Source organism: Lentilactobacillus diolivorans DSM 14421 (assembly GCF_001434255.1).
GTDB lineage: Bacteria > Bacillota > Bacilli > Lactobacillales > Lactobacillaceae > Lentilactobacillus > Lentilactobacillus diolivorans.
Window position 1 is genome coordinate 17519 of the sequence record NZ_AZEY01000109.1, and the last position, 16421, is coordinate 33939.

General features: G+C 40.9%; 13 protein-coding genes. 12 read left to right on the forward strand and 1 reads right to left on the reverse strand.

The window, feature by feature from the left end; all coding sequences use genetic code 11:
- Window positions 1-4 precede the first annotated feature (4 nt).
- Window positions 5-1336: a dihydrolipoyl dehydrogenase family protein gene (locus tag FC85_RS15060; protein ID WP_057866346.1), complete on the forward strand. Its 1332-nt coding sequence runs from the start codon at window positions 5-7 to the stop codon at window positions 1334-1336.
- A gap of 483 nt (window positions 1337-1819) precedes the next feature.
- Here the strand turns inward: FC85_RS15060 and helD are convergent, their stop codons facing one another.
- Window positions 1820-4129, reverse strand: coding sequence for an RNA polymerase recycling motor HelD (gene helD / locus FC85_RS15065; protein WP_057866347.1), 2310 nt, complete (start codon window positions 4127-4129; stop codon window positions 1820-1822).
- A gap of 164 nt (window positions 4130-4293) precedes the next feature.
- On the opposite strand from helD, the gene FC85_RS15070 reads away from it, so the two are divergent.
- The 11 genes from FC85_RS15070 to rsmA all read left to right on the forward strand — a co-directional run bounded on the left by FC85_RS15070 (window position 4294) and on the right by rsmA (window position 16368).
- Complete coding sequence (locus FC85_RS15070) at window positions 4294-5241, forward strand: NAD(P)-dependent oxidoreductase (protein WP_057866348.1); 948 nt, start codon at window positions 4294-4296, stop codon at window positions 5239-5241.
- Between the two features lie 394 nt (window positions 5242-5635).
- Entirely contained in the window at window positions 5636-6652 is a 1017-nt protein-coding gene (trpS, locus tag FC85_RS15075; protein WP_057866349.1) for a tryptophan--tRNA ligase, read from the forward strand.
- Between the two features lie 23 nt (window positions 6653-6675).
- Window positions 6676-7611 carry a Ppx/GppA family phosphatase gene (locus tag FC85_RS15080; protein WP_057866350.1) on the forward strand — a complete coding sequence of 312 codons (936 nt, stop codon included), beginning with the start codon at window positions 6676-6678 and terminating at the stop codon, window positions 7609-7611.
- 111 nt (window positions 7612-7722) lie between these two features.
- Window positions 7723-8973 (forward strand): hydroxymethylglutaryl-CoA reductase, degradative, encoded by a 1251-nt coding sequence (locus FC85_RS15085; RefSeq protein WP_057866351.1) that lies wholly within the window; start codon window positions 7723-7725, stop codon window positions 8971-8973.
- Between the two features lie 10 nt (window positions 8974-8983).
- Complete coding sequence (locus FC85_RS15090) at window positions 8984-9958, forward strand: hypothetical protein (RefSeq protein ID WP_057866352.1); 975 nt, start codon at window positions 8984-8986, stop codon at window positions 9956-9958.
- A gap of 18 nt (window positions 9959-9976) precedes the next feature.
- Window positions 9977-10693, forward strand: coding sequence for an NAD-dependent protein deacylase (locus FC85_RS15095; RefSeq protein WP_057866353.1), 717 nt, complete (start codon window positions 9977-9979; stop codon window positions 10691-10693).
- Between the two features lie 28 nt (window positions 10694-10721).
- Window positions 10722-11570: a DUF72 domain-containing protein gene (locus tag FC85_RS15100; protein ID WP_057866354.1), complete on the forward strand. Its 849-nt coding sequence runs from the start codon at window positions 10722-10724 to the stop codon at window positions 11568-11570.
- A 186-nt stretch (window positions 11571-11756) separates the two neighbouring features.
- Window positions 11757-13784: a methionine--tRNA ligase gene (gene metG / locus FC85_RS15105; RefSeq protein ID WP_057866355.1), complete on the forward strand. Its 2028-nt coding sequence runs from the start codon at window positions 11757-11759 to the stop codon at window positions 13782-13784.
- 355 nt (window positions 13785-14139) lie between these two features.
- Complete coding sequence (locus FC85_RS15110) at window positions 14140-14913, forward strand: TatD family hydrolase (RefSeq protein ID WP_057866356.1); 774 nt, start codon at window positions 14140-14142, stop codon at window positions 14911-14913.
- Between the two features lie 5 nt (window positions 14914-14918).
- Window positions 14919-15485: a ribonuclease M5 gene (rnmV, locus tag FC85_RS15115; protein WP_057866395.1), complete on the forward strand. Its 567-nt coding sequence runs from the start codon at window positions 14919-14921 to the stop codon at window positions 15483-15485.
- On the forward strand, window positions 15478-16368 hold the full coding sequence (gene rsmA, locus FC85_RS15120) for a 16S rRNA (adenine(1518)-N(6)/adenine(1519)-N(6))-dimethyltransferase RsmA (RefSeq protein WP_057866357.1): 891 nt from the start codon (window positions 15478-15480) through the stop codon (window positions 16366-16368). Before rnmV ends, rsmA begins: the two co-directional genes overlap by 8 nt.
- The last annotated feature ends 53 nt before the right edge of the window (window positions 16369-16421 follow it).

The following is a 16421-nucleotide window of genomic DNA, read 5'->3' on the forward strand; positions in this document are numbered from 1 at the left end:
TTGAATCGTGAAAAGTTATGAAGTTGTTATTTTAGGCGGTGGTGTTGCGGGTGGCACACTTGCACACTTGCTGCGGCGTCAAAATAAAACTGTGGCAGTGGTTGAAGATAATTTATTTGGTGGGACGTGTCCTAATCGTGGCTGTGATCCCAAGAAAATTTTATTATCGGGGTTGGAAGTCACTCAAACTGTTGATAATATGCAAGGAAATGGTATTTCTGGTCACGTCAGTGTTAACTGGCCAGACCTGATGCGTCATAAGAGGCAGTATACTGACCCAATTTCAAACGCGATGCAACATTCGTTGGTTTCGGATGGTGTTGACACCTACCACGAGCACGCTGCCTTTACGGAAGATGGTTACTTGCAAGCCGGAAATAATCTGTTAAGTGCCGATCAATTTGTGATTGCGACTGGTCAGCGGCCAAAAATTTTAGACATTGTCGGTAAAGAATTTTTTAAGACCAGTACTGATTTTTTGAATTTGAATGAAATGCCCGCAGATGTCACATTTGTAGGTGGTGGTTATATCGGTTTTGAATTGGCAGGGATCGCCCATGCAGCAGGGGCCAAGGTCCATCTAATCCATCACAATAGCCATCCTTTAAAGCAATTTGATTCACAATTAGTAAATGAAGTTGTTGCCCATTTGCAAGCTATTGGCGTTGATGTTCAACTCAATACGGATGTTAACGCAATTGAAAAACAGGGGGATCGGTATTGTATAAGCGGCGATGATAAATTCAAACTAACGACTGATATGGTGTTTTGTACGGCAGGTAGAATCCCTAATATTGATACGATTGGTCTGGAAAATATGAGCATTGATGCTGATGCACACGGGATTATTGTCAATAATTATTTACAGTCGTCCAATCGAAAGGTCTTTGCTATGGGTGATGTTGTCAGCACTAGTCGCCCCAAACTGACACCAGTAGCCGGTTTTGAAGCCAATTACCTAGCCAAACATCTTAATGGAAATTCTGGAAAAATCAATTTTCCCGAAATTCCAACTTTGGTGTTTGGTCAGCCTTCTTTGGCACAAGTTGGATTACCATCCAAAGTGGCGGATGATAATAAACATTATCTGTTAATCACAAATGATATGACTAAGTGGTACAGCTATCATCGTCTAAATGAGCCGCTTGCAAAGGCGAAAGTCGTCGTGGATCGGGATAATGAAACGGTTGTTGGGGCAACGGTTTTAAGTAATCACGCTGATTACTTAATCAATTTGTTTACATCAATGATTGATAACCAAATGAAAATTGATGATTTCAATCAACAAATTTTAGCGTACCCAACGTTGGCAAGTGATGTGCAGTATTTAATTTAAAGAGTGCAAAGCCAAGCGCTTAGCTCCCAGAATATAAGGCAAAAAGACGGATATCCCAGATTCAGGGATATCCGTCTTTTTGCCTTATATGGCCGGGAGCTGCTTGGCTTTGCACGTTTCGGCCAAGTAGCATCGGTGATTACGGTTAAGTAATCAAGAGATTTGCCTTATATGGCCGGGAGCTGCTTGGCTTTGCACGTTTCGACCGAGTAAGGTTTGGTAATTATCAAAAAGAAGCCATCAAGGGGGATTTGTCTTATTGGGGAGACGTTGAGACTATCCTTTATTTAAGCATCGCTAGGTCATTAAACATTTTTATTTTGTCAATACAGATCAATCGTCAAACTTGATGCTGTCTTCGCATAGCTTTAGCCGCATGTCTTCACTCGGTAATACTCGTGATTACCCAAAACGGGACTGGACAAAATTACTTTTGCCTCAGTCCCGGCCATTACTTTTTAAATGCCAAATCAATGTTCCCAGCTATCTTTTAATTGTTCGTTCAATTTTTACTCGACTGGTTGTTAATGACTGATCCGAGATTAACGGCGTCACATCGCCAATACTAAGTAAAGTGAGGTGATGCATGGCTCTTGTAATGATGGTGTACAGCGTTCCCAGCAGGGTTTCATCCGGATAATTGTTTTCTGATGTGTCCCAAGCAATAACCGAATCAAATTCTAATCCCTTTGCCAAATAGATTGGAAGAACCAAAACGCCCTTGGGCAATGTTCGATCAGCGTCTTTTAATAAGGTTGCGTCCAGTTTACTATGAATTCGATCGTAAACTTGTTTGGCCTCCTCCATATTTTTTGTGAGGATTGCAACGGTGCCATAAGTGCTCCGTTGTTTAGGAACAATTTTTTCAAGCCGTTTAATGGCATTGTCAAAATTTGGTAACACGATTAGTTCGGGAAGATCCCCATCCCGATTAAACGCTTCGATATCGTCGCCATTGGGTAAAATTGATTTGGCAAAGGTTGTGATTGGGTAAGTTGAACGGTAGGAACGTTTTAAGCTGATTAATCTTGAATGACGGACGTTGAAAGCAGCATTTAATTTATTAAGAATTTCCTTTGGCTGCTCAACATCTTTAAAGAGTGCCTGTTCACTGTCGCCCAAAAGTGTCCACTTGGTTTGAGGAAACGCATACCGAAGATATTTTAATTGGGCTACCGAGTAATCTTGCATTTCGTCAACAAACAAATATTTCATTGTGTTGTTTTGACCACTGCTGCAGATATAATCCCGCATGTAAAGAAGCGGTGCGCAATCATCTAATTTAATACTGTGAAATTCAATTGCATCATTAAATTCACTGGTAGCTTGCTGCCACTTCTTTTGATCAATGTTTTGTGGCAGATCAACGGTCTTTAAGAAGTTGGCATATTGGAGATAAGGATCCAAAAAGTTGTTGTTGAAGATAGCGTCATAGACAACTTCCAATCTGTCAGTAACAATTTTTTTGGCAATAAAGAATCGTTCATCATCTTCGTTTTGAAATTCGCCCAGTGCGTGACCGGCTAGCAAGTCATGATACTTTTCATTACTTAGCTGGTCGATTTCATCGTTAACCCAGTCTTTACCAGTTTCATGGTTAATTCGCTTCTTTAAACGTTTGATCAGTTCGTTCTTGGTTTTAAAGAACCGATCGGATACGGTAATGGCTTTTGGAAAGCCATCAAAGATTGAGCGGATTTCTTCTTTACTAAAGAAAACAGCTTCGTTAAAAATAATATCACTGAAGAAAATTTGGGAGGCGGATAAATGATTACAGTAATCTTTTACGTTATCCATAAACTTAGCTGATTCTTTAAATCCCCGAATCAGCTTTTGCTGAGGAGTTAATGCATCATCGGTTTCATAACGTTCAAATAAACTTTGCACGTTTAATCCCTTCAAACGATTGTCAATAAATTCGTCGAAGGTGACCTGGCGCATGTTACGCTCACCCAAACTTGGCAGGACTTCGGAAATATAGTGACTAAAAAGTTTGTTGGGTGAAAATAGGATAATTTGATCAGCTTCCAGCGTATCGCGGCTGTGGTAAAGTAAGAACGCAATTCGCTGCAAAATTGCAGATGTTTTTCCTGAACCGGCAACCCCTTGAACAACAAGCAAATTACTCTTGGTGTCCCGGATAATATCATTTTGCTCGTGTTGAATGGTTGCCACGATGTTTTGCATATAATCGTCGTTCTGCGCGCCTAATGCACTCTGAAGCATTTCGTCGCCCACAGTTTCATTTGTGTCAAACATATTCCGGATCTGGCCATTGACAATTTGAAATTGACGCTTCTTTTTAAGGGTTGTTTTTTGTTCACCCATTGGGGTATCATAAGCCACCTGGCCCAGCGTGCCATTATAATAAATACTCGAAATTGGGGCGCGCCAATCATAAACCAAGAATTCACCATCGGCGTTTTCAAATGATGCAATCCCAATGTAAAGGGTTTCGTCATCTGGTTGTCCATCATCTTGGATATCGATTCGACCGAAATAAGGTGATTTTTTTAAATCATGTAAGGTTGATAACTGGGTTTTAAGGATACTCTCGTTTTCTGTTAATCGAGAAACCAAGCCCCGTTGTTGTTGAAGTTCGGCACTGGTTTCAATTCGGTCATCGACTTCAAAATAGTTGACTGAAGTGTTATCAGAATAAGTCTGCTGAACCTTTTTGGTTTCTGTGTGGGCCCGGTCAAATTCATCTTTTGTACTGATAATTTTCTTGTCGATTTTTGAAACGACCTTATCAACCCGTAACTGTTCTTTGTGCTGTTCTTTATTTTCCAAAAGGGCTCCTCCATTCGTCTGCTATTCCGTCATCAATTCTGAACGCTTGCACAATTTTAGATTGATTTTACTTTTCTGTCAATTCAATGGACCAGATTGTTAATTTATTAGCGAATCATTGTATAATGATTGTAAAAATTAGCGATTCAGAAAGAAGAATTAACTTGAAATTATTAAATTTATTTGAACTCAGTTCGGCTAATCGAAAGCAGTTAGCTCAGATTCCTGATTTAGAAATCATTGATCCTGAACAAGTGACACCGAGTTTAATCACAAAGATTTCGGCAATCTATGGTTGGAATCAATTGGGTACAGAAGTTTTGAATCAATCGACTCAACTTCGCTTTGTCCAGTCCAATTCCGCTGGTGTTGACTATTTACCATTAAAAACCTTTAAACAAAAGGGGATTTTGCTTGCTAATGTCAGCGGCATTCACGCGGAGCCAATTTCTGAAACAGTTATCGCTTATGTGTTGGCGTTTGTTCGTGGTGTCTTGGAAAGCGAGCATGCCAAGCAGCAGTCTAAATGGATCGGCGATCAGATTCGGCCAACAATTACGACATTGCATCAAAAGGTGGCGGCCATATATGGAACTGGCCATATTGGTCAAGAGATTGCCAATAAATTAAAAGTGTTTGGTGTCAAGACAATTGGCATTAGTCGACATGGCCACCCCGCGGCCAACTTCGACCAAGTCTTTACGGATCATGATGCAATAAAGGCCACTGAAGCAGCAGACATCATTATTAATATTATGCCACTGACGGAACAGACGCATCACTTTTTTGACCGGTCGTTTTTTGAAACGTTAACAAATCAGCCCTTGTTTATTAATGTTGGCCGGGGACCCTCGGTAGATACAGAGGCACTTGTCAGTGCACTTCAGGCTGGGAAGCTATCAGGGGCAGGCCTTGATGTTTACGAACAAGAGCCACTTGCAACTGATTCGCCTTTGTGGGGGATGGCAAATGTGATTATGACACCTCATATTTCTGGTGGCTTCGTTGAATATGGTGATGCAGCATTTGCAATTTTACGCGAGAATCTCAAGTCAATTTTGAAGAATGACCGGGTTGCCCGTAATCAGGTTGATTTAAGTGAGGGCTATTAGTTAGTTCTGGGAAGTTTATCTAAAAGAAATGTTTCTTTATTAATAACTTTTTGACATTTAGACTATTAATAAGTAAAATTAAAATGTTATTAAGAAATGAGTAGAATCGTCGGCCAACAGAGAGATTGCATTAGCTGAAAGCAATCGTGACGAAACGAATTGGAAACGAATACGGGTGACTCCATATCGTCAAGAGCGGTAACTAAATACGATAGTTACAATTTAGGTGGTACCACGTTTAAGCGTCCTATTGTGAAGACAATAGGGCGCTTTTTATCAATTTGATACGCGAACCCATTTCGTGTGTGTTGGTAATTGTAGCTTGGATACCGCTGGTTTGCCAATTATCCACAAGTACATGAGTAAATGACAGGTAACGAAAGGATGAATTTTGATGACAAAAAAGATTATTTTAACAGGCGATCGCCCAACTGGAAAATTACATATTGGCCACTACGTTGGGTCATTAAAAAACCGAGTTGAACTACAGAATTCCGGTGACTACGAGACATTTATTATGATTGCTGATATGCAGGCATTAACCGATAATGCGCGTGATCCAGAAAAAATTCGACACAGTTTGATTCAGGTTGCGCTCGATTACTTAGCAGTGGGAATTGATCCCAAAAAGTCAACGATTTTAGTTCAGTCGCAAATTCCAGCGTTGAGCGAATTAACACAACATTATTCAAATCTGGTGACCGTTTCACGTTTAAATCGTAACCCAACTGTTAAGAATGAAATTAAACAAAAGGACTTTGGGCAAAGTGTTCCAGTTGGATTTGCCATGTACCCGATTAGCCAAGCTGCTGATATTACGGCATTTAAAGCAACAACGGTGCCCGTTGGCGATGATCAGGAACCGATGCTGGAGCAAACACGAGAAATTGTACGTTCGTTCAATACAATTTACCACGAAGATATTTTAGTTGAACCGGAAGGCTACTTCCCACCAAAAGGAATGGGTCGAATTCCTGGGCTGGACGGCAATGCCAAGATGAGTAAATCATTAGGCAATGCGATTTATCTTTCGGACGATGAAGATACGATTCAAAAGAAAGTGATGTCAATGTATACTGATCCAAATCACATTCACGTTGCCGATCCTGGTCAAGTTGAAGGCAATACTGTGTTCACTTATTTGGATATTTTTGATTCAGACAAGGAGCAAGTTGCTGACCTGAAGGCACAATATCGTCATGGTGGGCTCGGGGATGTTAAAATTAAACGGTACTTAAATGACGTTCTCCAGGCAGAGCTAAAACCGATCCGTGAACGACGTAATCGTTATGCGCAAGATGTTCAGAGTGTTTATGATATTTTGAAAAAAGGTAGCGAATATGCTAATCAAGTTGCCAATCAAACTTTGAAAGAGGTTCGTGATGCAATTGGAATCAATTACTTTAACTAGTTTGTCCAGAAAGGATGGCAGGGATGGAAAACCTTGTAATTTTGGATATTGGTTCTAATTCGGTTAGAATGGCAATTAACCAAATTTTAAGTGATGGTTCTTATCGGGAAATTAAACGAATTAAAAGTGACAGTCGTTTGTCGGAAGGGATGGGACGCGAAAAGATCCTTCAGCCCGAGGCCATGGAGCGAACGATCCGCGCTTTAGCCGATTTCAAAAAGATCTATACGGAATATGATGCTAAGCGAGTGATCGGAATGGCAACCGCTGCGGTACGTCAGGCAAAAAATCAAGACCAGTTTTTAGCAGGGGTCAAGTCTCGAATTGGGATTACCATTAAAGTGCTTTCGGGAAATCAAGAAGCCTATTATGATTACTTAGGTGTGATTAACCGTCTGGGAATTCGAAATTGTTTGATTTTAGACATTGGTGGGGCGAGTTGCGAACTTATTCGGGTTAACCATGGTGAGAGCACAAATTTGACCAGTATTCCAATCGGTGCTGTTAATATTACGGAACGTTATCATTTGGACGACAATATTACCGGTGCTAATTTGTTTAATGCACAATTCAATATTCGAAAGCTCTATTCAAAAGTGAAGTGGTTAAGCCGTTCCCGTCATCAACCGCTGGTATTATTGGGTGGGGCGAATCGGACACTGGCCCGAATCAACCGGCGTCGTCAAAACATGATGCGCATTGATGCAATTCACGGTTATCATTTAACCTATGAACAGGTTAACCGGACCTATTTAGGATTGTTGAAAGGAAATGTCAAGCGCCGGCAGCAAATTCAAGGCTTGGAAGTCGATCGAGCCGATATCATTGTCGGTGGTCTACTCCCTTTGATTGTCTTAATGGATAAGGTTGAAGCTAAAAAGGTTATTTTCTCGGAAAGTGGTGTCCGTGAAGGCGTTATCACGGAATACGTTGACCGTCATTATCATCGCAAAAAGTAATTTTCAATAAATGGTTTGAATACAGGGCTGAAATCAAGAGACGATCTTGGGAGAGGCCCTTTTGTGACCAAATGTCATTATCTTGGATCCAGTTATCTTTGGAGGAAATCAATGAATCAGCAATGGGATCACTTTTATAAAAAGACTTATCAGGAGCGATTACAGTTAATCGTGGCCAATGCTAAACTAGATGCTGCTCAATTTCAAAAATTACAGGCCGGGGCATCTGGTGTTTCCACTAATTTAATCGAAAATTATCTGACCGATTATGCGCTGCCGGAGGGAATTGTCACTAATCTTGTTGTTAACGATCAGCCATACTTGGTACCAATGGTCACTGAAGAGCCTTCTGTGATTGCAGCGGCCAGCAATGGCAGTAAATTATTAGCGGACGGCAAGGGGGTCTCTGCGGCTGTTTTGGATCGGCTGGTGACTGGCCAGGTTGTGATCAAGACTAGTCAGTTTGAAAAGGTTAATCGGTTTATTCAACAGCACCAGGCCGAAGCCATTGAAGTGGCCAACAAAAGTCATCAACGGATTTTACAGTATAGTCGGGGTGCCCGTGAATTGGCCGTTCGGCAACTGGATTCTTCATTCGTATCCGTTGATCTGACAGTTGATACTGGTGAAGCCATGGGTGCCAATTTAATTAACACCATGTTGGAGGCTGTTGCGAATTGGCTTCGAGAACAATTACATGTTGAGATTACGATGGCTATTTTATCAAATTTTGCTGATGGCAGTCTGGTTCGAGTTTCCGGTTGTGTTAATAGTGATAAATTAGCTACCCAAACAATGACTGGTCGGCAAGTGGCACAACGGATCGTTGATGCTAGTCGAGTTGCTCAGATTGACATTCATCGGGCAGCCACCCACAATAAGGGTATTATGAATGGCATTGATGCTGCCGTGATTGCACTTGGAAATGATTCGCGAGCAGTTGAAAGTGCGGTTCACTCGTTTGCGGCCAGGGATGGCAGCTATCGTGGCGTTAGTCAGTGGCGAATTGATCATGATCAATTGGTTGGCGAAATGACGGTGCCGATGCCAATCGGATTTTTGGGTGGTGCCACTAAAGTATTACCACTGGTGTCAGTCAATCAAGCAATTATGGGTGTTAAAAATGTTCATGAGGAAATGATGGTCATTGCAGCGGTTGGGTTGGCTCAAAATTTAGCAGCATTGAAAGCCTTGGTAACTGACGGGATTCAACGTGGACATATGAATTTACAATTAAAATCATTGGCAATGGCAAACGGGACGACTGAAGCTGAATTACCAAAAATTTTGCCGCAACTGCGCCAATTAAAACAGCCGGATTCTTTAGCTGTTAAACGACTTTTAAATCAATTACGAAAATAGGAGAATTTCAATGAATAACGAAATTAATATCGAATTAAACGACAGTGTTCACAGTTTAATTGACGCTGTTAACAGTTTTTTCCCAGGGACGGTCACAGTAACGTTTATTGGTAAGCTTCAATCTGGTTATGTCCGCCATGATCAAGCCCAAGCAGTTCAGGATGGTAAGAACATCACGGTTCAAATTGCTGATTTAAGCGCGCCAAACTATACAGCATCCCACGAGTTGCTCCATTTGCTGATGGTTCTACGAGGCTTTCCACAAGTCTTCTTTTCATTAACTACCGGTCAGGATCAGCTTGACGATCAGCTAAAAATGATGGGTACCGAATTGTATGATATTGTGTCTCATTTCGTTGTTGTTTCAGAACAGCGGAAACATGGTTTGATTAATGATGAAATTGAAAAGATGTATCTTAAGGGAATTTATGCAACCATTAAGCCCGAACCTGATCCGGTAGACGATCAAATGACGTTACGATTAATGACTTTGTTGGATGCACTTGTGTTTTATGGTGACCATTTTGATTCTGTTGCTGATAAACTCAGCGGCGATTTTCCAATTTCATTGGCTGCTGCTAGGAACCTTTATAAGGTTATTACGGAGAAGCCGACTGATTCGCCATTTGGTTTGCGACGAAATGTTGTTAAACTATTTAAGGCATTTGATGAACAGTTGCGAAAGTGGGAGCTACCGCCTTTACACAATGATGAATTCACAACATTAACGAGTGTCTTGTCAAAACGACAATTAGGGCTGCAGGTAAAACAATTATTTGAGGTGTACCATTCGGAACTAATCGAGGTTAGCAGCAACACGCGGGCATATGTTGGATTCAATCGGGTGGATGACCAAAACTCGTTCGTAATTGCTAATCCCAAAGGAAATCAAGATAATCCAGAATTTTTCAAGACGATTTACAATAAAACGGTGAAAGAGTTGTTTGATGAACTAAAAATGCCTTATATTGAACGTAAGTCATAAAAGTTGAGGAGGAATTCAATGACTGCAATTGATCCTAAAATTCAAAGCGAATTTGATAATGCAAAACATATTGTTTTTCTAACTGGTGCCGGTGTATCAACGGCTTCAGGGATTCCTGATTATCGCTCTAAGAACGGTCTTTATACAAATGATAAATCTGATAAACCCGCGGAGTATTATTTAAGTACTGATTGTTTAAACAATGAACCTAAAGTTTTCTATCAGTATGAAAAATCAAATATGTATTATCCAGACGCCAAGCCAAACGTGATTCATGAAAAACAGGCTGCCTTTACCCAAAGACGTGGGGCAACAGTTGTGACCCAAAATATCGATAGTCTGTATCGAAAAGCCGGTACCAAAAACCTGATTGAGTTTCACGGGAATCTTTATAACGTCTACTGTCAGAAGTGTCGGAAAAAAGTTGATTATCACGAGTATTTGAAGAGCATGTATCATCGAAACTGTGGTGGTGTTTTACGACCCGACATTGTGTTGTACGGAGAAGGGCTTAATCCAAGTGCCATTTCAATGAGTGTGAGTGCTGTATCAAACGCTGATTTAATCGTGATTGTCGGCACGTCGTTTAGAGTTTATCCATTTGCTGGTTTAATTGATTATCGCACCCAAAATGCTAAAGTCCTTGCAATTAACGAAGAGAAGTTAGACTTTGCATTTCCATTTACAATGATTAAGGAGAATGCCGTCGACTTTTTTGATCAACTAAGCGTTTAATCATGGTTTATCAGAAAGGGGCAGACGCATGATTACAATTGGTTTAACAACATTTTCAGAGCATCCGTCGTTGATTGATGGTCAGAAACGAAAAGTCAGGCTGACGGAGTATAGTGCTCATTTTCCAGTTGTTGAGTTGGATACGCCATTTTATGCAGTTCCTAAAACTGAAGTGATCATTAACTGGCAACAGCAAGTTCCGAATAACTTTCAATTTGTTTTAAAGGCGAATCGCGTGATGACGATGCATGATCAAGGCAGTTCGGATCCCGTGGGAAATGAAGAACGGCTTGAAATTTTTAATCGGTATCAACGGGCAATTGCCCCTTTGGTAGATGCGGGTCAGTTAAAAACAATTCTGTTTCAATTTCCACCCTATTTTGGCCGTAGCGTTGAAACAATTGAATATTTGCGTCGAATCAGCCAGTTGATGGTTGGGTATCCGATTGCAGTGGAATTTCGGAATGCCAGCTGGTTTGGCAAAGAAATCACCCGGGATGTTTCGGGTTATTTACATGAATTGGGGATGACACTCGTTGCGGTCGATGAACCCCATACGACCAACATGGGAGTTCCATTTGAGCCAATTGTTACCAATGATCAGTTGAGTTTACTTCGACTGCATGGTAGAAATGTGAAAGGCTGGACGGAAAACGGCAGTGATTGGCGATCGAAGCGGACTCTTTATCGTTATTCAAAAGAAGAATTACAACAGTTTTGTAAAACCATTTTGGCCTTGCAAAAGCACTGTAAGGAAGTTTGCGTTATTTTCAATAATAATGCTGGCCGGGATGCGGCTGATAATGCTTTGCAGTTACAGAAGCTGTTGGGAATTTCGTTTGATCATTTATCGCCGTTACAGATGGATTTGTTTTAAAGTGAATGGACTGGAATAATGGGGGATTAATCTTGGCGGCCCCAATCAATCAGTTGAAGATTTTCTGGTTGATGAAGTCGTTTAAACAAGCTTTCGTTCACCAAATTATCTCGCATACGATTACTTTTTTTGCTATACTGGATTGTAATTATTAAAGATTAATAAGTTTGGAAAAGAGGTACTTTCATGGCAGAAAGTAAGCCAAAATTTTATATCACAACTCCAATTTATTATCCATCAGGGAGATTACATATTGGTAATTCATATACAACAATTGCTTGTGACGCGGAAGCTCGTTATAAACGGGCAATGGGTTACGATGTATTTTTTCTGACCGGAACCGATGAACATGGGTTGAAAATTGAACAAAAAGCAGAACAATTGGGGATGTCACCACAAAGTTATGTTGATAAGATGGCAGGAACCATTAAAGAACTTTGGAAAAAATTGGAAATTTCTAATACCAAGTTTATTCGAACAACTGACGATTACCACGAAAAAGCAGTTGCTGACATTTTTCAGAAATTACTTGATGCTGGTGACATCTATTTAGGTGAGTATACGGGCTGGTATTCGGTTTCTGATGAAGAATACTTTACCGAGAGTCAACTCGCTGAGGTTTATCGTGATGACGACGGCAAGGTTGTCGGTGGTAAGGCGCCAAGCGGCCATGAAGTTCAATTAGTTCATGAACAATCATACTTCTTTAAAATGAGTAAGTATGCGGATTGGCTACTTCAGTATTATAAGGACCATCCAGATTTTATTCAGCCTGCTTCACGAATGAATGAGATGATTAAGAACTTCATCCAGCCGGGACTTGAAGACCTTGCCGTTTCTCGAACCAGTTTCAACTGGGGGGTTCGCGTCAAGTCTGATCCTAAGCATGTGGTATATGTTTGGATTGACGCATTGTCAAACTATATTACTGCATTGGGTTATGATGGCAAAGATGATAGTAACTTCAAGAAATATTGGCCTGCTGATGTTCAAATGGTGGGTAAGGAAATTGTTCGTTTCCATACCATCTATTGGCCAATTATTTTGCATGCGCTTGGGTTGCCATTACCCAAAACGGTCTTTGGCCATGGTTGGCTATTAATGAAGGATGGTAAGATGTCCAAGTCTAAGGGAAATGTCATTTATCCAGAGACTTTAGTTGATCGTTACGGATTGGATGCATTACGTTACTATCTGCTCCGGGCAATGCCTTACGCTAATGATGGGATCTTCACACCGGAAGATTTTGTTGACCGGGTAAATTTTGATTTGGCAAATGACCTTGGAAACTTACTGAATCGAACGGTTTCAATGATTAATAAGTATGAGAACGGCATCATTCCACAACTCAGACTTGGGGTTACAGAGTTTGACACGGAGCTGGAGAATACAGCTGCTGAAGTCACCAAGAACTATAAACAATTGATGGATGACTTACATTTCTCAGATGCGCTTGCTGAGATTTGGAAATTAGTATCCCAAACCAATAAATATATTGATCAAACCGAGCCGTGGGTTTTAGCTAAGGACGATGCTGATAAAGACAAATTGGCTTCAACTATGGCACATTTGGCAGCTAGTTTACGGGTCATCGCAGAGCTGATTAGTCCAGTTATGACTCATGCACCCAAAGAAATTTTTCAACAATTAGGTCTTACTGAGGCAATCAATCTCAAAGAACTTAGATTCGCTGACTTACCTGCTGGTGGTCAGTGTGCTGCTAAGGGAACCCCAATTTTCCCCCGGGTTGATGTTGATGAAGAAGTTGACTTCATTAAGGCCCAGATGACGAAAAATGATAAGGCTAAGGGCCGAGCAGCAATGAAGCAAGCGGCTGAAAAGGAATTTGATCCCGAAACAACCGATCTTAAGTTGACTAAGAAGGAAGTTAGATTTGATGCTTTCGAAAAGATTGAGTTGAAAGTTGCTGAAGTTCAGGATGTTAACAAGGTCCAAGGCGCTGATAAGTTACTTCAATTTAGACTAAATGCCGGCGATGATGGTGACCGTCAAATCCTTTCCGGAATCGCTCAGTGGTATCCCGACTTCAAAAAATTAGTTGGCAAGAAAGTTATCATTGTATCCAACTTAAAGCCGCGGAAAATGCGTGGACAAGTTAGTCAAGGGATGCTCCTTTCGGTTGAGCATCCGGATGGTAATGTTGAACTAGTCACGGTTGATTCCCATTTTGAGAATGGTATCACACTAGAGTAACAACATCGGCAGTTTTCGGATTAGAGCTGGTGATTGGGATTACCAATAATTACTGGGTCAATGGGCTTTGACGGCTATCTGTCGGGATTAAAAATAGTAGAATTGGTACGATTAGATCATAATTATGTATAATGAAGGGGCTGGGACAAAGCGTGATTTGTTCTGGTCCTTTTGTTGTCGCTGAGAAGCCTCCAGAGTTAGGCAATTTGGCAGCGTTTAAGTGAATGCCAAGTGATTTCGATTGCAACGGGAAAAAACAACCCATCAAAATACTGGGAGTTTAGTTATTTATCAGAAATTATTGGTATGACCAGTCACCCATATTTTGTTGTAAGTGGTAATAACGAGGTAGATCATGAAAATTTTTGATTCACATACACATTTAAACGACGATGCATTTTATTCAAACGTTGAAAAGTACGCGCAACATGCGAAAGCCCTGGGTGTTGTTAAATTGGCCAATGTCGGATCAAACCAGGTTTTAAACGATCGCTCACTGGCTTTATCAGCAAGATATCCAGATATGTATTCTATTATTGGTTGGCATCCTGAGGATTCGATTCACTACCATGACGAACAGGAAAAATTGTTGATTGAACAGTTACAAAGCCCCAAAGTTGTTGCATTGGGAGAAATTGGGTTGGATTACTATCAGACAACGTCACCAAGAGCTGTTCAGAAACAAGTGTTCAAGCGGCAAATTGATATCGCCAAGCAGTTGCATCTTCCAATTTCTGTTCATAATCGGGATGCTTTTGAAGATACGTATGCCATCTTAAAAGAAATGAATGTTTCTGATATCGGTGGTGTGATGCACAGCTTTAATGGTGATCCGGAGTGGCTAAAGAAATTTTTAGATTTAGGGATGTTGGTGTCTTACAGTGGTGTTGCCAGCTTTAAAAAGACGCGGGAGGTTCACGAATCAGTCCGGCAAACCCCGTTTGATCGGATGTTAGTGGAAACAGATGCACCGTATCTAGCTCCTGAGCCTTTGCGGGGCAAACAAAATGAACCGGCTTATACACTGTATACGGTTGAAGCAATTGCTCGGTTCTGTGATGTTAATCCTGATGATATTGCTGCTCATACTTATGCGAACGCATTGCGACTATTTGGAATTGAGGACTAGATTTGATGAAGAAAATTAAAGAAGTGATTGTGGTTGAAGGTAAAGATGACACTAAGCGAATTTTACGGGCAGTGGACGCTGATACGATTGAAACTCGCGGATCGGCAATTCCGGATGAAACGATGGCCTTAATTAAAAAATTGGCCAAGACTCGTGGTGTGATTGTTTTCACCGACCCGGATTTTTCCGGCGAGAAGATTCGCAAAACAATTGCGGCCGAAGTTCCCAACGTAAAACATGCTTTTATTACTAAGAAGCAGGGGGCTCCTAAACGTTCTGAGGGGTCGCTGGGTGTTGAACACGCCAGCGTTGAAAGTATTAAGGATGCGCTCCATCGAGTCTATACCGAGGATCAATCGGCCGAGGAATTGATTTCCCGGGAAGAGTTGATGACCGACGGTTTAATGGGAAATCCTCAATCCAAACAACGTCGTCAGCAGCTGGGGGAGCTGTTGCATATCGGGTATGTCAATGGTAAGCAACTCCAACATCGGTTACGAATGTTTGGAATTACGCACACTCAATTCGTAGATGCGGTCAAGAAAATTGATAAGGACGGTAAAAATGACTGATTATCCAGCAATTGCAAGTCCAGCACGAACCCAAGCGATCCTTAACCGGTATCGCTTGTCGGCCAAGAAGAGTCTTGGTCAGAACTTTTTAACAGATCTTAATATTTTGAACCACATTGTTGAAGCTGCTCAAATTACAAAAGCAGATAATGTGATTGAAATTGGACCTGGAATTGGCGGCTTGACTGAACAATTGGCCAAGGCTGCCCACCAAGTATTAGGTTTTGAAATTGATCAAAACTTATTACCAGTCTTGGAAGAAACTCTGTCGCCATATGATAATATTACGATTATTAATCAGGATATTTTGAAGGCTAATCTGCCCGAGGTGATCGGACAATATTTTGAACCAAATCGGCCGGTAAAAGTGGTCGCTAATTTGCCATATTATATTACCACGCCAATTGTCATGGATTTATTGTCAGATCAAATCGACTTTGAAGCAATTGTGGTAATGATGCAAAAAGAAGTTGCTGATCGGTTGAATGCCGAGCCAAGCACTAAGCCTTATGGGTCATTGTCAGTAATTGTTCAAGAATCAAATCATGTCGAAATTCCGTTTATTGTTCCGCGGACTGCATTTATTCCTCAACCCAAAGTTGACTCTGCCATTGTTCGGTTAACAAAGAAAACACGCAAAGAGTCGGTACCTTTTGACCAAAAACGGTTTGTCGGTTTTGTCAGGGGCTGTTTTATGCATCAACGGAAGACACTTTGGAATAATTTACAAGGCATCTTCGGCAAAACAACTGAGACTAAGGCAGAAATGAAAGCAATCTTGGCTACTCTTAACATTGACCCAGGTGTTCGACCTGAACAATTAACAGTGGATCAGTTTGTCATGTTAGGTAATGAGTTTCATAAACGAGGTATCTTAAACTAATCTTTATTATTTTTGTGTTGATAGATAAAGCGAAATGTGGTAAAATTTGCGTT